The following is a 20,513-nucleotide window of genomic DNA, read 5'->3' on the forward strand; positions in this document are numbered from 1 at the left end:
AAAGCTTATTTGAGATTTAAAACTGAAACTTTAGAACTGATAATTAAGACGAACCAAATAATTTCGTGGCGCACCTGGCATCGCGTTAGAGCGCCAGTATTCTTTATCGGTGAGATTATTTACCGCGAAAGTAATCCCCCAATGCTCATCTTTATAACCCAAAGCTGCGTCTAGGCGTGTCCAACCCTCAATCTTGTTCAGATTGTTATCTGCGGTATAAAATGATCCCACGTAGGTGCCACCAATTTCAGCATAGACTCTTTCAACGGGTAAATAACGTATAAATAAATTACCTGTATTTTCAGAGATATTGGCAAGACGATTACCTTTCAAGCGGCTGGTTTCTGCTACTGTAGCGCGAGTATCTTTTTTCCATTTGGCATCGGTATAACCATATCCACCGCGTACAAAGACATTCTCTAAGACACGACCAATAAAACTGAATTCAACACCCTTTGATTGTTGTTGCTGTCCGACTTGCCATTCATTAGGTTGATTTGTTGGATCTGGCTGATAGCGAATATTATTCTTGGTAATATCAAAAACCGATAACTGTGTATTTAAACGCTGCTCGAACCAATCACTTTTAACCCCGACTTCGTATTGTTCATTGTATTGAGGTTTTGCATCATAGACACTGGTATTATTCACATTTGGATCAATACTGATCATGCCTCGCCCACCATAAGGTGCAAAACTTTTACTATATGAGCTATAAAAACTATGCTGATCTGTTGGCTGCCAGACAAAGCCAACATTTGGGCTTAAGCTTTCGCCATCATAGCTTTTCGATACATTTACAGGCTTACTATTTGCAACCTGTGCCTGTGTTTTAAATTCAAATGTATCGTAGCGAATACCGAGCATCATTTTTAAAGTTGGAGTAAGTGTCACTAAATCCTGTAAGAAAAACGCTAGATTTTCTGCATCGTGATGGTTAATGGTCGTGGTTGCTTTATGGGCATTTACAGGCAAATCATCATAATAATCTGAAGGATTATAAGGATTGATATAACCATAATAACTTTGACTACCGCTTGAATAGTTACCAAGCTTTGGATCTCGATCCTCATGTGTCCAATCACTACCAAACATGATTTGATGTTCAAGACGACCTGTATTGAATTTGCCTGTAATATCAAAAGTATTAAGTAATGTTTTATTCATGGTTTCTTGCCATGCATAACTTTGGCGTAAATATCCCTTCCAAGTACACGCTGCACCCGTGATTTGTTTACCGTTCAAATCACACCATGTTCCGCCAAAGAAATTGTCAAAATTTTGATAGGCTTGGCGGTAACTAGCCGCCCAGTGGAATTTCCACTCAGGTGCAAATTCATATTTGAGATCTGTACGAATAGTTTGAAGTTCATCTTCTATATAATCGGTTGGACGCGCAAAACCTGTTTTTAATGAGACATCTTTCGGCAAGTTTTCATAACTTGGCCCTCGGTCAGGAGTACGGTCCAATTTATCGTAGGTATATTGTGTCGTCCATAACAAAGTTTGATCATCATTGCGATAGCTAATACTCGGTGAAAGCATTTCTATTTGCGAACCAATTCCTTTACGGAAACTATTGGTATCGGCCTTTTCACCTGTTAAACGGACTGCCCAGTGATCATTTAAAACTCGATTGAGATCTACAGTTGCTCCCACATTGTTATAAGATCCTGTATAAAGCCCTAGCGTACTTTTCGAATCAAAATTGGCAAATTTTGTGACCATATTGATCACGCCACCACCCTGACTTCGACCATAGAGAACAGAAGCTGGCCCTTTTAGTATCTCGATTCGTTCAACATTGGCGGTACTACGGCGTAACTGTCCACTTTCACGCACACCATCACGATAAATATCGCCTGCATCTGCGGCAAAACCACGTAAATAAATACCATCACCGCGAGTATCATAACTTGTTGAAACGCCTGGTGTCCCTTGCAGCATAATACTCAGATCATTGGCGCCATATATTTTATATTTTTGCACATCAATGGTATCGATGGTTTGCGGAATATCCTTCTTTTTTAGCCCATTACGAGTAACATTAGCTTCGTCGTAGTCAATATAACTTTTGATAGGATCAAGCTCACTCATCGCTTCGATCTTAATTGTCGGTAATACCGCCTTAGCCGTTTCTAGCATTTCTGAATGTGATGATGCTTCAATATCTTTGGCAAAAACCACTTGGCTTTGCACAATCATCATAGCCAACAAACTCAGTTTAAAAGCCCCGACTTGCTTCATTTTTAAATTTAAATGATTCATTAGAAAAATTACTCAGACTTAAAATATTTAGTAAAATAAAAACAAGCGAATACTAATAAAAAATATTCTCATTTGCATTAATATTTTTATACAAATTGATTATTTTAGATACAAATAATTAAGATGATTTTAATAATGTTGACTTTAAAGTTGAAAATTCCACTATATTTTTAAGAATTACAAAACAAATATCGCACTAAGCTTCGAAGCATCCGCGATAAAACATTCATTACACCCCAAAATTTCCAATAAAAAAGGGATGATCAATCTCATCCCTTTTTCTACATTTTTGGCTTAGTTAAGTAACTGAAGGCTTATTTTTCTTCAAGCATTTGACGATCAACTTCTTCAGGGTTATTCAATGCATTCTGAAGTTTTTGCATATCCAATGCACCGACCCATTTCGCAACGACAATCGTTGCTACACTGTTACCCGTTAAATTCGTCAAAGCACGTGCTTCAGACATAAAGCGATCAATACCTAAAATCAAGGCAAGTCCCGCAACTGGAATATGCCCCACCGCTGACAAAGTTGCAGCCATGACGATAAATCCAGAACCTGTGACTCCTGCTGCACCTTTCGATGAAATCAATAGCACAATTAGCAACGTAATCTGATGTTGAATATCTAGCTGGGTGTTGGTGGCCTGAGCAATGAAAATTGCAGCCATGGTCAGGTAAATCGAAGTACCATCCAAGTTAAATGAATAACCTGTCGGAATAACCAAACCGACCACTGACTTTTCGCAACCTGCGATTTCGAGCTTTTTCAGCATCCGCGGTAACACAGATTCTGACGAAGATGTCCCCAGTACAATCAGTAATTCTTCACGAATGAGGCGTAACATTTTGAAAATACTGAAACCACACACACGGCTGATCGTGCCTAATACAATAAAAATAAACAACAAACACGTGACATAGAAGCACAAGATAAGTTGTCCAAGTTGTACCAAAGAACCAACACCATATTTACCAATGGTAAAAGCCATTGCACCAAAAGCACCGATCGGCGCAAGCTTCATGATCATATTCACGATGTTAAAAAATACATGTGAAATTTGATCAATCAGTTTCAAAACTGGTTTACCTGCATCACCTAATTTATGCAGTGCAAAACCGAATAGGATAGCAAACAGTAAAACTTGTAAAATTTCACCATTGGCAAATGCGCCTACTACCGTTTCAGGAATGATATGCATCAAAAATTCGACGGTAGACTGGGACTGACCAGAGGCAACGTATTTCGCAATCCCTGCTGTATCGAGTGTCGCTGGATCGACATTCATCCCCACACCTGGTTTGGCAATATTAATCACCAAAAGACCTACAATCAGTGCGATGGTTGAAACGATCTCAAAGTAAAGTAATGCAATTCCGCCAGTCTTACCGACAGATTTCATACTCTCCATACCCGCGATACCACTGACCACCGTACAGAAAATGACAGGTGCAATAATCATCTTAATCAGACGAATAAATGCATCCCCCAGAGGTTTGAGTTGTTCTCCTAACCCCGGAATATTTTCTTTGACACCATCTACGATTTGGGTTGTGCTTGGATAAAAATGTCCAACCAAAACACCTGCGATAATGGCAATGATCACTTGAAAATAAAGTGATTTGTAAATCGGTTTTTTAGCCATAACTTTACGTCAACAAATATTTCTAAGCCCTTAGAAATATATCTATAAAAATATCTATAAAAAATTTATAGACAGCCCTTTAGCCCACTTGTCTGAATGACTCATGGCGGAAGTTCTTTTACAAGAAAACTTTCCTTAAGATGAAAAACAATATGTTTTTCAAAACAGTCTCACGACTTAAAACGTTTCGATCAAACTAGAACTTAATCTGTTTAAAGAAAAATGGGAGGTAACGAATAAATCGTTAATAAAAATTAAACAGTACTAAAATGCCGAGAGTTTACTGCAATTCCTCTTTTTATCGGTTACAAAATCCATTTTTCGGCTATTTTTTAATCAAAAATAGTGTAGACATTAGTCTAATACCCTTAAGAATAATTCTTTCATTTTATTTTTATGTCATAGTGATGCTATTCATTTTTCAACGAAATATTGACCGCATATGAACACTAAGAAAAATCTATATAAAGACAGTGAACATCCTTTTGCCCAATATGTAAGAATACTCGGCAAAGGAAAAACAGGTTCACGATCATTAAATTATGAAGAAGCTTATGCTGCTTTTTCCATGATTTTGAAAGGAGAAGTCTTGGATGTTCAGTTGGGTGCTTTTTTGATGTTGCTAAGGGTGAAAGAGGAATCTGTTGAAGAACTCACTGGATTTGTACAAGCCACCAAAGATCAACTGAACTTTCAGCCATTAGATGTCGATCTGGATTGGTCATCTTATGCGGGTAAACGTAAACATTATCCGTGGTTTCTCTTATCTGCACTCACCTTAGCAAAGCATGGCTATAACATTGTCATGCATGGCGCTGCGGGTCATACCATTAACCGTGTGTATACTGAACAAGTTCTACAATATTTGGACTATGCAATTTGTCAGTCTGAACAAGATGTTCAGCAGCAGTTACAGCAACAACATTTTGCTTATTTACCTTTGGACGTAATTTCCCCTGTCCTGAGTGATATGATCGATTTACGGAATGTCATGGGGCTTCGTTCACCTGTTCATACTTTAGCGCGCTTAATTAATCCCTTTAATGCCAAAGCTACCCTGCAAGCCATTTTTCATCCTGCCTACCGTAATTCACACCAACAAGCAGCGTATCAACTGGGCTATAAAAATAGTGCGGTGATTAAAGGCGAAGGCGGTGAATTTGAGCGTAATCCTGATGCAAAAACGCTTATTTGTGGTATTAAAAATGGTGAATTGTATGAATACGAATTGCCTAAATTGACTCCAGAACGTAGCCCAACTGAAGATGAGCTTGATTTAGCCACATTTAAACAAGTGTGGTTGGGTCAGACGAGTCATGAATATGGTGAAATGGCAATTATTGAAACGATGGGTATCGCGCTATATACCATGAATGTGGTTGACGATTATGCTCAAGCGATGCAAAAAGCAAAAGTGCTTTGGAATACTAGATTCGACAAAGCACTTTAAATACCATGAAAACCGATACGTTTTAAATAAAACGAATCGGTTTAAATTCAGGTTCTGGCAGGTGTGAATCGCACTCCTCACCTTCTTCCTTTTTACCTTTATCAATATAGCCTGTACGCTCTTTTTCAGGGACATTCTCATGTTCCCACGCAATGACCGCCTGCATACAAATTTGGCGTTGTTCTTGAGTTAATGCGATACCATTTGGCCATTTGCCAATTTCCACTGCCGTTTTTAAACGCTCCACGATATCTGGATCTAAAACGGCAAGCATTTGTTCAATATTCATGCGTCATCCTGCTGTTGAAATGAGTCAAAATCCTGATTCCAGCCAAGCTTTGTACGGCAAGCCATATAAAAGTCATAACCGGGTGGATGTAATAAGTTTAACTTAAATGGATGCTTTCGGATATGCACTGTATCACCGACATTCAAGGAAATACTGTTTTGTCCATCAGCACTCACCATCGGGAGAACACGATTTTCGCGAATCGTGAGTTTAATTTCACTGTGTCCACTGACCACGATTGGACGTGAAGATAAGGTATGCGGATGCATTGGAACTAAAGCAATCGCATCCATACCCGGATGCAAAATCGGACCGCCGCCTGACAGTGCATACGCGGTTGAACCTGTTGGTGTCGAGACAATCAGGCCATCACTATGTTGACGATAAACATACTGACCATCAATATTCAGCTCAAAATCAATCATATGCACGGAGCGGCCAGAGTGTAAAACCACATCATTGAGCGCAATCGCATCATAAATAGTTTCACCTTTGGAACGGACTTCCATTTCCAGTAAAAAACGTCGATCTAACTGGAAATGTCCCTGTAATACCTGATCAAGTTTAAAGATCACCTCAGACGGTTTAATGTCGGTTAAAAATCCCAAGCGACCACGGTTGACCCCGATTACAGGGGTATTATGTCGAACCAATGCACGTGCAGCATGTAACAGTGAACCATCACCGCCCACCACAATCACGAGATCGACCACTTCACCCAATAAACTACGACTTACACTTTGCGTGTTATTGTCAGGTACAAGTGCTGCCGTTTCCTGATCAAAAACAGGATGTAATCCCAAATGCAAAAGATGGTCGTGAATCAGACTTAATGTTTCAACGACTGATGATTTATCAGGACGGCCGATTAAACCGATATTACGAAAAGATTTGGCTGAAAGATTTGCAGACTGCATTGGATGCCTATAAGTTAAAGCCAGTATAGGGTTGGTCTGTGAAGCATCATATACATGAGGCTCATCCATCGCAAAATCACGATGAACCCTAAGATCAACATATCATATGCGATTTGTGCGACTAATATAACACAGTAATTCTAAAATCGTCTCGAATCAATCTACCCCATCTATCTCTATAAAAATGTTGATTATCAATCAATAATATCTAAAGAATTTGAAGCTTTAGCAGAAAAAATGAGTTTTTTAGCTTGTTCACAGATTTATCATTGCAAAATGTATAAAAGCTATCGCATGATTAGCACACTTTGTTGGCTTTTATGACAGATTTATGAAGTTTGAACGTGGCATCGGCTTTTTTGCGCTTATTTTTTCAGTGATCATTATTGGCGGTTTTCTTGCATTTAGTATTTATTTAATTCGACTGGATAATATTATTCGCGAGAAATTTGAAGGTAAACGCTGGGACATCCCCGCAAAGGTTTTTGCACGACCTCTGGAACTTTATACCAATGCACCTGTGACTCAGACTGACTTTAGTCAGGAGCTAGGATTGCTTGGCTATAAAAGCACCCAGAATTACACTAAATCTGGGAGTTACGTGGTTCAGGGCAATACCATGTATGTGCATACACGTGGTTTTGACTTTGGTGATAGCACTGAACCTGAACAAGTTTTGCAGGTGTCTTTTGCCAATGATCAAATTTCAGATATTCGCGCCACCAAGCCATCATCAACAGGCATTGCCAGACTTGAACCGCTCCTAATTGGCGGCATTTATCCGCAACACAATGAAGACCGTGTCCTGATTAAACTGGACAAAGTGCCAAAAACCTTGATTGAAGCACTGGTCGCAACAGAAGATCGTAACTTCTATAGTCATCATGGTATTTCTATACGTGGAACTGCGCGTGCCTTGGTGAGTAATGTCACAGGTGGTCGACGTCAGGGTGGTTCGACCTTGACACAGCAATTAGTCAAAAACTTCTATTTGAGTCCAGAACGCACACTCAAACGTAAAGCCAATGAAGCGTTTATGGCCATGTTGCTAGAGCTACATTATAGTAAAGATGAAATTCTGGAAGCCTATTTAAACGAAGTGAATCTCGGGCAAAATGGCAGCTATTCTATTAATGGCTATGGCTTGGCTTCACAGTTTTATTTTGGCCTCCCCCTACGTGAATTAAACATCGCGCAGCAAGCTTATCTGGTGGGTTTGGTACAAGGACCTTCGTTATATAATCCGTGGCGTAATCCTGAAGCAGCACTTAAACGTCGTAATATCGTGCTAAATAATATGTTGGTGATGGGTTACTTAACTCAGGATCAATACGATAAAGAAAGTGCACGTCCTTTAGGCGTGGTGGCTAAACCAAGTCTTGGGCCAGCGAAATTCCCAGATTTTCTGGACATTGTTCGTCGCCAACTCCGTTCTGAATATCAGGAAAATGACCTAACCAATCAGGGATTACGTATTTTCACAACACTTGATCCAATTGCTCAAACTCGTATTCAAAATGCCTTTAAATCGACTGTAGAACAAATTGCAAACCGTAATCCAGCTCGTCTTAAAGATTTACAAGGCGCTGTATTGGTTCAACATCCAGAAAATGGAGAGTTAATTGCTGCTGTTGGTTCGACTCAGGACTTTACAGGATTTAATCGTACAGTAGATGCTAAACGTCAAGTCGGTTCATTGCTTAAACCTGTCATTTATTTAAGTGCAATTGAGTCTGGACGTTATAACTGGGCGAGTCAAATTCAAGATGCAGCGGTCAATATCCCAGTAGGCGGCGATAAAAGCTGGACACCTAAGAACTATAGTGGCGGTGAGCATGGTGTTGTTACATTGCAACAAGCATTGGCACACTCATATAACCTTTCAGCTGTGCGTTTAGGTCAGGAATTTGGTTTATCCACTTTTAGCAATAACCTGAAAAAATTTGGCGTCACCTCAGATATTCCAAACTATCCATCTGCATTTTTAGGTGCGGTAAATATGTCGCCTATGGAAATGCTCAGTATCTATGGAAACTTCGCAACAGGCGGTTTTAAATACCCGACTCGTGCAATTCGTTCTGTGGTTGATGCCAACGGTCATGTATTAGAACGTTTTGGCTTAAATGTTCAACAAACCATTGATCCATCTGCTGCTTACATTTTGAATTATGGTCTGCAACAAGTCATGCGTTCAGGTACAGGTAAAGCCGCTTATAATACTTTATCTCCTGATCTGAATCTTGCAGGGAAATCAGGAACAACCAACGATACACGTGATTCATGGTTTGCAGGTTATTCTGGTAATTATCTGGCTGTCGTATGGCTGGGTCTGGATGACAATAAAATCACGGGTTTAACAGGTTCATCAGGTGCATTACCTGTCTGGACCAATGTCATGAAACAATTGCGTCAACAGCCCGTTAACTTACGTCAAACAGATGATGTGCAATGGCAATGGATTGACTCTGCTACAGGTCATTTATCCGCTCAGGGTTGCGAAGGTGCGATGTACATCCCACTCATGCGTAACAATGTCCCGCGTCAGGCAACTGTGTGTGGCTTACCACATTATCAGGTTGAGCCAACTTACAATTCTGATACGGAAAACGGTGATACAAGTGCCCCTGCGAACGATAGCATGGACAACTATATTCGTGACAGTGAAGATCAAATGCAAAATGATCTGTCCAATAATCGCGTCATTTCTAGTGGTAGTTATTCAAACTAATGATCACGGTTGGTAAAAGAGATTTAAAACGTATGTGGAAGCAAGGTTTTTTAGTATTAATAATGGCTGCTTTTGTGGGATGTTCGACATTCCCTTTACATGAAGAACAGAAAAAAGCACCACAAAAGCCTGCTGAACCTGCCAAGAAAACGGTAGAAACACCTGATGGGGTTAAAATCACACCCTATGAACAGGAAGAAATCAAACGTAAACCACTACGTGTTGTCGTTCCTGAACAAAAGGCAAAACAGCAATTTAATGATGGACGATCTCTTCCTGCTTTTAAAAATCTGATACAACAGACTCAGACGGCATATCGTCAGCAAAAATGGGACGATGCTGAACGGTTTGCTTTACAGGCTCAGCGTTTAGCGCCACAAGCGGCAGAAACCTTTATGTATCTGGCTTTAGTCGCCAATCAAAAAGGACAATACAGTTCGGCAGAATCACTGGCACGACGCGGTTTAAGTTATGCTCAATCTGCGCCAATGAAAAAACAACTTTGGCAAGCTATTTTAGTCGCTGGGCAAAAGCAAAATCATGTACAAACGGTACAGCAAGCTCAACAGGCCTTAAATTCACTTTAAGGCTTGTTGTAGATATTGCAAGCATCTGAAATTTTATATTAATTTAAAAATTACGAATACCTGCAATTCCGTAAGCGCCATCCTGCTGTACTTTGACAAGATCATCAGGATGTAACCCGCCCAGTGCAAAAACTAAAATATGAGTGTGTTTCGTCCATTGCGCCAAAGTTTCCCATCCTAAAGCTTTGCGCTCTGGATGGGTTTGTGTGGTCTGGATTGGACTGATCAACACCGCATCGCAGCCAATTTGCTCGGCATGTTGCAACGCAACCAGATCATGACAGGCAGCGATATAACGCTTACTTTGTTGCAAATCCCCTTTTCGCAGTTGCATCAATTGATGTTGCTTAAGATGCAAAGTCTTTATCGAGGGTGTTAAATCGCTGGGCATTTTTTGAAAATGCTCAATATTGATTATCAGTTTTTGTAAATTTTCTGATGAGTATCGATGCAAATCTTCAGCTAAAAACTGATCTGGTTCTACCCTCCAGTAAAAAAGTGACTTTGCCTCTGGTCGAAAGTCGGATAATTGATGACTAATTTTGATGTAATGCGGCCAAACTAAACGCTGAATAATCGAATCATTGGCTTTGGGGAAATTGAGCTTCGTTAATTGTTCACGTGCATACCACGTCCACGGTTGCTGAATCAGCTGCATTAAGTCGTCAGGGACATAGGCATAAAACAGATGAAGATTAACCACAATATCGTCATATTCATGCTGAATACGATCAAACGCATACCACTGCGATAACCCAATACCTACTTCCTCATAAATCTCACGGCGACACGCCTCTTCAGGACTTTCTCCTGATTCAACCTTGCCACCTGGAAATTCATATTTATTGCCTTGATGTTGCTTTGCTTGGCGCCAGCCTACCAATACTTTTCCGCGATGTAATAACAGCCCAATAGCAATATCGATCACAGGTTTTGACATAGCGTTTAGATCTTCCTCAATTTTACCCAAGTGTAAGCAAATTTTATTTTTTATAAAATATTCATTTTTTGATTGACAGGCCTATTCGATAATGATTATCATTTGAATCGTTAGCTAAAACACCACGGAGCACAACAAATGAACGCACCTTTTAACCTATTTACTCGTAGCAACGAAACAGCTCAATCTTTGCCAATGTTGCATTCTAACAATCTATTTGCCCTAGGTCGTGAAATTCGCATTATGCATGCCGGTGAAGAATACCGCTTACGCTTAACTCGTAACAACCGTTTGATTCTAACTAAATAATTAGAAAAACCGTCTAAAATAATAACACTCGTGGGCAAATAAAATATATAAACAGTATGGCTTGAGCCATACTGTTTTTCTTTGTGAATAGTCTAAATATTACCTACTAAATACTTTTTAAAACAGCATCTCCCACTTTAAGAAAGATCTAAATCTTCTGCTAAAGTAAACACAAGTTCTACCGTTAAACCACCCTGCTCAACGATATGAAAATCCAATTGTGCATGGTGCAGCATCACAATCTTTCGCGTGATGGAAAGCCCTAATCCCGAACCGCGCTGCCCTGTTCCCAAACCCCTAAAAAAACGTTGCCCTAAACGTTCAAAAATTTGCTGATCCATTTTCTCGCCATGATTGTGAATGCTTAAACGAATGCGCTGTGGTGGTATATTTTCAAGTTGAATATGGACTTGAGAATCACTAGGTGAATAACGAATGGCATTATCCAGCAGATTACGGATACAGGTAAAAACCAGCTCATGATTCGCATAAATCTGAATCTGTGATACGTTAAAATCTGAAATAATTTCAATACCTTGATTTTCTGCAAACAAAGACAATGCGGTGATGACTTCTATTATAATTTCATCTAGAGATAACCGCGTTTTTGCGAGTTGTTGTTCATGGGCAGGATCTAAACGTGCTAAAAGCAGTAAATTTTCCAAAACCTGCGTACTGCGATCGACATCATTTTGAATTTGGCTTAAATCCTGTTTAAGTTGAGGAATATCATGATATTTTCGCTGAATCAATTGCAGGCGCATTTGTATGGCAGATAAAGGAGAACGTAATTCATGTGAAGCATCCGCAGTAAATGCCTGCTCTGCCAATAATGCCCGATCCAATCGATGCAGGAGTTGATTTAAAGAGTTGATTACAGGTTGAATTTCTGTAGGCATGTGTGGCGTGACAATGGGTTGTAAAGCCTGCGCCGATTTGTGTTCTATAGATTGAGATAAATTACGTAAACTCGCCAGATCACGGCGAATCCCCCACCGCATCAATCCCCATTGTAATAACCATAAAATGATCAGAACCACCAAGTACCAGATCAGGCTTTGCCATAGCTCATCAAAGCGCGCAGATAAAGGCTGAATCACAATAGATATGAGTCCTGTTTCAGCTTTATCCTGCCGATAAATACGCCAAAGCTGTCCATCTTTCCATCGCAAGGAAAAATCTGTTTCGGCGTCTAAATTTAGAGCTAAAGCATCATGATCTGCGGATTGGCTGAGCAGTTGATGATTCCAATACAAGACATATTGCAGATCGAACTCATCACTTAATTCATCCAATTGCTGACCTGAAGGTAAATGCACATCAGAAAGCAGCAACATATCTGAAACTTCGTCCATGATTTCATCTTGTACTTTCATGGTGTGATAACAGGTCAAAAACACCAGCAACATAAAAGCAATTACGCCTGCAATCACGCCACTCCATAGCGTTGTTCTGATTAGTTTGGACTGTAATGACAAAGAGACGGGACGATTCATTATTTACTCACCCATTCGATAGCCCAAACCACGAATGGTTTTAATCAAAGTTGCACCGATTTTTTTACGCAACTGATAAATATAAACTTCAATCGCGTTACTTTCGATTTCCTCACCCCATGCATAAAGCGATTCTTCAAGTTGTTCACGCCTTACAATCCGTTCAGGGTATTGCATTAATTTATATAAAATCTGAAATTCTTTAGCGGTTAAATCCACAATGTGCTGATCTAGCAATACCGTTTTAGCATGGGTATCCAGTTTGAGTTGTTTCCATTCTAAAATATGGCTATTTGCACGTTGTTGGGAACGTAACTGAGCGCGTACGCGAGCAGAAAGTTCATCCAGACTAAAAGGCTTAACCAGATAGTCATTTGCCCCCAAATCCAACCCTGTCACTCGATCTTCAATCGTATCTTTGGCAGTGATAAAAATAACGGGCGTGATCGGCTGATGCTTGCGTAAGGCGAGTAATACATCATCCCCTGTCGCTTTAGGTAAACCTCGATCTAGCAAAATACAGTCATACTGGTGTTGTTCAATGGCAGCAATCGCATAATCGCCACGTTCAACCCAATCCACACGATAGCCATCCATTTCGAGCCATGATTTGATACTTTCGGCTTGGGAACAATCGTCTTCAGCTATTAATATGCGCATGTGCGATCTCAAGTGCTTTATCATTAAATAGATCTGTTTTCACTATAAAGTAAAAAAACCGCAAATCCAAAATCAGACATGCGGTTTCTCTGGAGGAGAACATTTAGGGTCTAGTGTTAAAATTGAACGCTATCCACATCAATTTCAACACGTTTTGTCGGGATACGGTCAATATCAACTTCACCAATCAAAGTGACGGTCGTAGTGGGTGAAATTGCACGACCTTGCCATAATTCATCATCAATATCGACTGTAATCGTGCCTGTAGCATCTCGGAATTGATATTTTTCATCTCCCAAAGATTTAACCACCTGCCCTTTAAGCATTACAGGCGCATCATCTTTCATGGTCAAAGCTTGCTTCACACTTGTCATTTTTGTTGGCGCTAAAGCAGACTGATTAACAGGTGTCTGTGCAGATACATAACCCGTGGTTGCTAAAGTTGCAGCTAATAAGATATTACGCATCATATTCATTTTAATGACCTCATTGGTGTCGGTGTATCGAGTTGATTCATTCAATACGCATAAATTAAACAAACAACATGAGGTGAATCTTAGGAAAATTTGCGCTTAGGCTATTTAGCTGAGTGGAACAACACGCAAAACCTCTTCTAGCGTGGTAACGCCTTCAATCACTTTACGCGCACCTGCAATGCGTAATGGTTCTACACCTTCTTTTTTAGTTTGGGCACGTAATTCATTTAAGGTCGCATGGGCACTAATTAAATGTTTAACTTCAGTACTCACAGGCATAAACTCATAAATACCAACACGTCCTTTGTAACCCGTGTTACGACATGCTTCACAGCCCACTGCACAATAGACAGTTTCAGGCATATCCATAATGTAATCAAAAGTCAGGTGTTCCCAATCCTGTTCATTAATCTCGGTTTGCACTTTGCAATGCGGGCATAACTTTCTGACCAGACGTTGTGCCAATACACCCAAAATAGTTGCGGCAGTCAGAAATGGCTGGACACCAAGATCATGCAATCGAGTTAAACTGGAGGGTGCATCATTGGTATGTAAGGTGGAAAGTACCAAATGACCTGTTAATGCTGCTTGTATTGCCATATTGGCGGTATCCTGATCACGCACCTCACCCACCATGATGATATCGGGGTCCTGACGCATTAAAGCTCGAACACCATCGGCAAAACCAAGTTCGATGGCAGGGTTGACCTGCATCTGATTAAAACTGGGTTCCAACATTTCAATGGGGTCTTCAATGGTACAGACATTAACCTGTTCAGTTGCCAATTGTTTTAATGATGAATAAAGTGTCGTGGTTTTACCTGAACCTGTCGGCCCCGTAACCAAAATAATGCCGTGACTGTGCTGAGTGAGTGTATTCCAGTCATTGAGTAAACGTCCTTCAAAGCCCAATTGCTGAAAACTGCGTACCAGAACTTCTGGATCAAAAATACGCATCACCATTTTTTCACCAAACGCAGTCGGCAAAGTCGAAAGACGTAGCTCTGTTTCTTGTCCTTTAGGTGTTCGGGTTTTTAATCGTCCATCCTGTGGTTTACGCTTTTCTGCAACATTGAGTCGTCCTAAAATTTTAATCCGCGCAATCACCGCAGTTAGAGTATTTGCAGGCATGTTATAAATGGTGTGCAAAACACCATCAATACGGAAACGAACCTTACCTGTATCTTTACGGGGTTCAAGGTGGATATCACTGGCACCCTGTTCAAAAGCAAATTGCAACACCCAATCGACTAGCTTGACGATGTGCTGATCATTAGCATCAGGGGTTTGCGTATCGCCTAATTGTAAAAGTGCTTCGACGCCTTTATTTTCCCGATCATAACTACCCGAATTTTGCGATGAATTGACCGCGCGACTGACCTGATAATATTCAACCAGATAACGATGTAACTGTTCAGGATTCAAAATCACCCGTTCAATTTTTTTCGGACTCAAGCTACGCTCAAGATTGACCAACCAGTCAGTCATAAATGGTTGGTCTGTCCCAATTAAAACTGAATCTGCTGTAATGCCTACGGCCAAAATTTTATTGCGTAAAGCAAACTCTTGTGACATCACCGAGGTTAATTTACCAACATCAGCTTTTAGTGGATCAATCACATAAAATGCCAGCCCTGATTTTTCCGCGAGCCATTGACTTAAACGCGTGCTGTTTAATACTTTATCTGGTGATTGTTGGTCTTTAAGATTGAATTGGGCAATCCATTGAATCGGGTGCCATTTCAACTGATCTTTCTGACGATGTGTGGTTTGAATCAATAATTTATCACGCTCAGTGATGCGCCCATCTTTTAATAGTTGTTCTAAACACCAAACCGTATCTATTTCAAAATTAAACTTCATTGTTATACCCCGAACACTCTACACAATATAGCAGAGTTCATTTGCAATGTATTTTTTAGTCTTTAAATTAGGGATATGCAGCCGCCCAAAATTGTTTTAAAGTGCCATAAAAAGCACCAATAAAATATCCAGATCATAGGCGGCTAAATGAGTTCAATTGCATTTAAAAACTTTCATGACGCAGGACAAGCAGTACTGCATTTTTTACGTCAAAAATTTGGATTTGATTTATGGATGATCACGCGTGTAGAGGGCAATGACTGGATCGTATTACAGGCCGAAGATCATGGTTATGATGTCAAACCTGGCCGCGTTTTTAACTGGGCAGATTCGTTTTGCTCACATATGGTACAAGGACACGCACCACGAATTGCGCCACGTTCTGAAGATGTTCCACTTTACGCTTCTGCACCCATTGCCCAACAAGTCAATATTAAAGCCTATATCGGACAACCTCTGGTTAAAGAAGATGGCAGTCTATTTGGTACCTTATGTGCGATTGATCCAGAGCCCAAGTCTGAAAAAATTATTGAAGATGGTGGTTTGGTTGAATTATTTGGTAATTTACTCAGCCATATTTTACAGCGTGAAATCCGCGAAAATGAACAAATTCGTTTACATGAACGCCTACAAAACGAAGCTGTCATTGATGCCATGACGGGTGTCTATAACCGCCGCGGCTGGAATCAATTCATTTGTACAGAAGAAGAACGTTGTAAAACCTATGGACATCCTGCTGCTGTTTTCATGATTGATTTGAATGGCTTAAAAGCAATCAATGACCAACAAGGCCATGCCGAGGGTGATCGTTTTATTGAACAAGCTGCTTTTATTTTAAGAAATTCACTACGTCAGGAAGATTTACTGGCACGTTTAGGTGGCGATGAATTTGGAATCCTGATACTGGGTCATGACCATGATCATCTGGAACAATTAAAACAACGCTTACTGGAACATTTGGCAGATGCTAAAATCAGTGCTGCGATTGGTTATGCAATGCGCCATCCAAGTCAGGGGCTGGAAGACGCATGTAAATACGCTGATCAGCAAATGTATATCCATAAGCAACAGTGTAAAGCAGACTAAAATAATGCTGCTCATTCAGTAAAATGAACAATCTCAATGTATTGTTCATTCACACTGAAACTGACATCAAACTGAGCAAATTTCATTTTATAAATCCGCTCAGGATCGTCCTGATACGCAGGTCGTGGGTCAAGAGACAATACTTGTTCAAGCTCATCCACAATCTGAACCGTCAGTTTTTTCTCATCTAAATATTTTTGTCGTAGCGCATCAGCATCCGTTGTCCACATGACTTTTTTTCTCGCGGGTTCATGCTGTGCATAGCCACTTTGCGCATTTTCGATGGCATCTGAATAATGAATATAAGGTTTAATATCTAAAATAGGCGTTCCATTCAGTAAATCACTGCCTGTCACATAAATACGAAGTGTTTTGTCTATTTTTTCAATTGATTTAAATTGCACCACAGATAACCCAATCGGCGCAGGTCGATACATACTACGGGTCGCAAATACACCGATTTTTTTATTACCACCCAAACGCGGTGGGCGCACTTGCGGACGAAATTTTTCAAGCTCCTGCTGATGTTTATTGTCATGAAACTGCCAAATCAGCCACAAATGACTAAATTCCTCGATACCTTCAAATGCCAATGGATCATTATAGGGTTCATACATTTCAATATACGATTCGACCTGCACCAGATTAGGCTGGCGCGGAATACCAAACTTTTCACGGTAAGGCGAATGCATGCTGCCAATGATTGGCAAATTTACAGAATTCATCATCACTTTTTCTTATAAACACAATTAAATATATTCAGTTTATCGAGAATGATTTTAGATTAGAATAGCAACCTGTTTTCTTTTGATCGTGATTGAGACCTTTAATGGCTGCTTTTAACGTTGAACGCATCACCCATGTTCACCACTGGAATGACACTCTTTTTAGTTTTAAAACCACACGCGACACCGCACTGCGTTTTAAAAATGGTCAGTTCGTCATGATCGGGCTTGAGGTCAATGGCAAACCATTAATGCGTGCCTACTCAATTGCCAGTGCTAATTATGAAGAAGAACTTGAGTTTTTCTCAATTAAGGTTCAAGACGGTCCACTCACTTCGATTTTACAAAAAGTACAAGTGGGCGATGAAATTTTGATTTCTAAAAAGCCGACAGGTACTTTGGTACATGATGATATTAATCCAGGTAAAAACCTGTATTTCCTTTCTTCAGGTACAGGTCTTGCACCATTCTTATCGTTAATTCGTGATCCTGAAACTTATGAAAAATTTGAAAAAGTGATTTTGGTTCATGGTACACGCTGGATTAGTGAATTGGCTTACCAAGATCTAATTTTGAATGAATTGCCAAATAATGAATGGTTTGAAGAATTAGACATCAAAAACAAATTGATCTACTACCCAACTGTGACACGTGAACCATTTGAAAATGAAGGTCGTGTCACCACTGCCATTGAAACGGGCGCATTATTTGAAAAAATTGGTTTACCACCATTTAACCCAGAAACTGACCGTGCGATGCTTTGTGGTAGCCCACATTTCTTAACTGATGTAGCTGCACTTTTAGACAAAGCGGGTCTTAAAGAATCTCCGCGTATGGGCGTTTTAGGCGATTACGTAATTGAACGTGCATTCGTTGAAAAATAATCTGCCTTCATGACCCAAAAAACCGAGAAAAATTTCTCGGTTTTTTTATATTCATTATTTTTGAAGCTTTTTATTTTGAAAGATATCCACTAGATTTGGCGACTTGGTATCTGTCTGTTTATCTAAAAAGTTGCTGCATCCACCACCGAAATTATTGCTGTTTTTCCAGATCAAAACAATTTTTTCTGTAAGGTGCTATCAAAACTATTCAATATTAAATAAAAAACCCAAATTCTTAGCAAGAATTTGGGCTCATGATTCTATATTTATAATCAAATAAAATTAATATATCTTATTGATATTTATCCAAGTTGGTTTCTGGACCATCGCGAACAACCGCTTGTGCTTTATCGAAGCTCTCCATTAAGCACTTGTATTCTGGACATACATGATCAGCAAGAATTCCAGCAAAACGAGAGCCTTCAGGTCGATTCCAAGTACGCATTAACTCGGCCACAATCGCAAAGGTATCTGTTGGAATTGCACCAGCTTGAGTCACACGTGCAATTGTTGTGTCAGTTGCTAATTTACTCCAGTTACCTGAAGCATCAATCACACAATAAACATTGTATCCTTCCTGACGGGCGCTCACTGCCGGAAAAGCCAAACATACGCTGGTAAGCGTACCTGCAATAATCAGTGTTTTTCTACCAGTCTTTTTAACTTCATCTACAAATAATGGATTATCCCATGTATTAATTTGCCCTGTACGTGGAACATAGACTGCATGAGGAGCATAATGATGTATTTCTGGAATTAATGGCCCATTTGGTCCATCAGGTACAGACGCCGTTGTAATAACGGGGATATTTAATAATGATGCAGCCTTTGCAATGGCAATGACGTAATTGCGTAAGTCTGGGACCGGAACATCTCTTACTGTATTGAATAAACCGCTTTGATGATCGATCAGTAAAATAACTGAATCGTCTGGATCTAACATTCCATTTGTAGCAGCCATAGATCACTCCTTATTCTTACGAAATTAAAAATGAAAACCATTATTTAGATTAATAATTTTTCATTTGATGACACAGCCAACAGTCTAGAATTAGTGTGGCTATCAACTGATGGTAATGTCAAAAAAGAATGATAAAAGCTTAATTTTGTAAAGAAATATCAATTTATTTTAGTTGTTACATGAATCATCAACCAAAAAATAAAATACTGATAAGATGAAAAAAAGCGATCTGTTGAATTCTCCAGATCGCTTCTAATTGATTTGACTACGCTTATAAGATTCAAGAGTAGATCAATACATTGAGTCTATGATTTAAGCTCACCAAAAGCAAAATTAGAAACCGACAAACCGCCCATAAATTGCTCTTCATGATAATTACGTGTAGCTGATTCCTGCTCTGCGGCACCTACAGCCACCATCAATGGCAATAAATGCTCCTCACGAGGATGCGCAACGCGCGCCGCAGGAGCATGTTCCCAATCGTTTAATAATGCATTACGTGCATTGCCCTGATGCTCAACCACTGTTTCAAACAACCACTGATCAAAGGCACGTGAAGGCTCTGCCGCATGAGCATTAAACATACGCAAGTTGTGATAGCTGAGTCCACTCGCCACAATCAACACATTTTCATCACGTAACTGCGCTAAAGCACGTCCCATCTCGATATGTTGTTGCGGATTTAGCCCTTTTTTCAAAGACAACTGTACCACTGGAATATCCGCCGCAGGGTTGATGATCTGCATTGGCGAAAACATGCCGTGATCGTAGCCACGTTGTGCATCGGTCGCCACTGAAATATTCGCTTGTTCTAGCAATTCCACAACACGTTCAGCCAGTTCTGGTGATCCAGATGATTCATAACGTACCTGATAGGTATGTGCAGGAAAACCACCATAATCATAAATCATATCGGGTTGCGATGCCGTCTGAACCGTAAATTCTGCCGCCTCCCAATGCGCAGAAATCATCAAAATGGCTTTAGGTCGTACTACCACAGAATCTAACAAATCACCCAGTGATTGGGCCAGATTGGCATAAACTGTATTTAGATACTCAGGCATCCACGGCCATGGTCCACCACCGTGCGAGATAAAAAATACAGGCTGTCGATGATTTGCAATTTTCATGGATATTCCCTCAGGTTTTATTCAATCATTGTCTAATATTTAATAAGCTTACCAATGCAACAACAATAATAAAAACAGAACAATCAGATGCATTTTTA

The 20,513-nt window shown here is 40.0% G+C and carries 18 protein-coding genes; 6 read left to right on the top strand and 12 right to left on the bottom strand.

From position 1 onward, the window contains the following. Positions 1–30 precede the first annotated feature (30 nt). Together F944_RS09350 and F944_RS09355 are read right to left on the bottom strand one after the other, a co-directional pair. On the bottom strand, positions 31–2,268 hold the full coding sequence (locus tag F944_RS09350; RefSeq protein WP_004989744.1) for a TonB-dependent receptor: 2,238 nt from the start codon (positions 2,266–2,268) through the stop codon (positions 31–33). A 314-nt stretch (positions 2,269–2,582) separates the two neighbouring features. Beyond that, positions 2,583–3,914 (bottom strand): dicarboxylate/amino acid:cation symporter, encoded by a 1,332-nt coding sequence (locus tag F944_RS09355; protein ID WP_004989747.1) that lies wholly within the window; start codon positions 3,912–3,914, stop codon positions 2,583–2,585. Between the two features lie 442 nt (positions 3,915–4,356). Between F944_RS09355 and F944_RS09360 the strand changes: the two genes are divergently transcribed. After that, positions 4,357–5,364, top strand: coding sequence for a glycosyl transferase family protein (locus F944_RS09360; protein WP_004989749.1), 1,008 nt, complete (start codon positions 4,357–4,359; stop codon positions 5,362–5,364). 22 nt (positions 5,365–5,386) lie between these two features. Here the strand turns inward: F944_RS09360 and F944_RS09365 are convergent, their stop codons facing one another. Together F944_RS09365 and F944_RS09370 are read right to left on the bottom strand one after the other, a co-directional pair. Continuing rightward, positions 5,387–5,653, bottom strand: coding sequence for a YeaC family protein (locus tag F944_RS09365; RefSeq protein ID WP_004989751.1), 267 nt, complete (start codon positions 5,651–5,653; stop codon positions 5,387–5,389). Further along, complete coding sequence (locus tag F944_RS09370; protein WP_004989753.1) at positions 5,650–6,570, bottom strand: NAD(+) kinase; 921 nt, start codon at positions 6,568–6,570, stop codon at positions 5,650–5,652. The genes F944_RS09365 and F944_RS09370 overlap by 4 nt, the downstream gene beginning before the upstream one ends. A gap of 331 nt (positions 6,571–6,901) precedes the next feature. On the opposite strand from F944_RS09370, the gene mrcB reads away from it, so the two are divergent. Continuing rightward, entirely contained in the window at positions 6,902–9,298 is a 2,397-nt protein-coding gene (gene mrcB, locus F944_RS09375) for a penicillin-binding protein 1B (protein ID WP_004989756.1), read from the top strand. Positions 9,299–9,330: 32 nt separating this feature from the next. Beyond that, complete coding sequence (locus F944_RS09380) at positions 9,331–9,885, top strand: hypothetical protein (RefSeq protein WP_026039936.1); 555 nt, start codon at positions 9,331–9,333, stop codon at positions 9,883–9,885. 43 nt (positions 9,886–9,928) lie between these two features. Here F944_RS09380 and F944_RS09385 read toward each other — a convergent pair whose 3' ends face one another. Then, positions 9,929–10,825, bottom strand: a complete 897-nt coding sequence (locus F944_RS09385) for an NUDIX domain-containing protein (RefSeq protein WP_004989760.1) — start codon at positions 10,823–10,825, stop codon at positions 9,929–9,931. 138 nt (positions 10,826–10,963) lie between these two features. Between F944_RS09385 and hemP the strand changes: the two genes are divergently transcribed. Then, a complete protein-coding gene (hemP, locus tag F944_RS09390) occupies positions 10,964–11,134 on the top strand; it encodes a hemin uptake protein HemP (protein WP_004989761.1) in 171 nt (56 codons plus the stop codon). A 137-nt stretch (positions 11,135–11,271) separates the two neighbouring features. On the opposite strand, the gene F944_RS09395 is transcribed toward hemP, so the two are convergent. The 4 genes from F944_RS09395 to F944_RS09410 all read right to left on the bottom strand — a co-directional run bounded on the left by F944_RS09395 (position 11,272) and on the right by F944_RS09410 (position 15,629). Beyond that, positions 11,272–12,630, bottom strand: a complete 1,359-nt coding sequence (locus F944_RS09395; protein ID WP_004989763.1) for an ATP-binding protein — start codon at positions 12,628–12,630, stop codon at positions 11,272–11,274. Between the two features lie 3 nt (positions 12,631–12,633). Beyond that, the gene (locus F944_RS09400) at positions 12,634–13,290 is read right to left on the bottom strand and encodes a response regulator transcription factor (protein ID WP_004989765.1); all 657 of its coding nucleotides are present in this window, start codon (positions 13,288–13,290) and stop codon (positions 12,634–12,636) included. A gap of 116 nt (positions 13,291–13,406) precedes the next feature. Continuing rightward, positions 13,407–13,766 (bottom strand): NirD/YgiW/YdeI family stress tolerance protein, encoded by a 360-nt coding sequence (locus tag F944_RS09405; protein ID WP_004989766.1) that lies wholly within the window; start codon positions 13,764–13,766, stop codon positions 13,407–13,409. Positions 13,767–13,871: 105 nt separating this feature from the next. After that, positions 13,872–15,629 carry a type IV pilus assembly ATPase TfpB gene (locus F944_RS09410; RefSeq protein WP_004989767.1) on the bottom strand — a complete coding sequence of 586 codons (1,758 nt, stop codon included), beginning with the start codon at positions 15,627–15,629 and terminating at the stop codon, positions 13,872–13,874. A gap of 147 nt (positions 15,630–15,776) precedes the next feature. Between F944_RS09410 and F944_RS09415 the strand changes: the two genes are divergently transcribed. Continuing rightward, positions 15,777–16,715, top strand: a complete 939-nt coding sequence (locus tag F944_RS09415; RefSeq protein ID WP_004989769.1) for a sensor domain-containing diguanylate cyclase — start codon at positions 15,777–15,779, stop codon at positions 16,713–16,715. Positions 16,716–16,726: 11 nt separating this feature from the next. Here the strand turns inward: F944_RS09415 and tsaA are convergent, their stop codons facing one another. Further along, entirely contained in the window at positions 16,727–17,440 is a 714-nt protein-coding gene (gene tsaA / locus F944_RS09420) for a tRNA (N6-threonylcarbamoyladenosine(37)-N6)-methyltransferase TrmO (RefSeq protein WP_004989771.1), read from the bottom strand. Between the two features lie 104 nt (positions 17,441–17,544). Between tsaA and F944_RS09425 the strand changes: the two genes are divergently transcribed. Continuing rightward, a complete protein-coding gene (locus F944_RS09425; protein WP_004989772.1) occupies positions 17,545–18,324 on the top strand; it encodes a ferredoxin--NADP reductase in 780 nt (259 codons plus the stop codon). 292 nt (positions 18,325–18,616) lie between these two features. Here the strand turns inward: F944_RS09425 and F944_RS09430 are convergent, their stop codons facing one another. Together F944_RS09430 and F944_RS09435 are read right to left on the bottom strand one after the other, a co-directional pair. Then, a complete protein-coding gene (locus tag F944_RS09430) occupies positions 18,617–19,285 on the bottom strand; it encodes an isochorismatase family protein (protein WP_004989775.1) in 669 nt (222 codons plus the stop codon). A 305-nt stretch (positions 19,286–19,590) separates the two neighbouring features. Beyond that, positions 19,591–20,415, bottom strand: coding sequence for a DODA-type extradiol aromatic ring-opening family dioxygenase (locus F944_RS09435; protein ID WP_004989780.1), 825 nt, complete (start codon positions 20,413–20,415; stop codon positions 19,591–19,593). Between the last annotated feature and the right edge of the window lie 98 nt (positions 20,416–20,513).

Source organism: Acinetobacter ursingii DSM 16037 = CIP 107286 (assembly GCF_000368825.1).
GTDB lineage: Bacteria > Pseudomonadota > Gammaproteobacteria > Pseudomonadales > Moraxellaceae > Acinetobacter > Acinetobacter ursingii.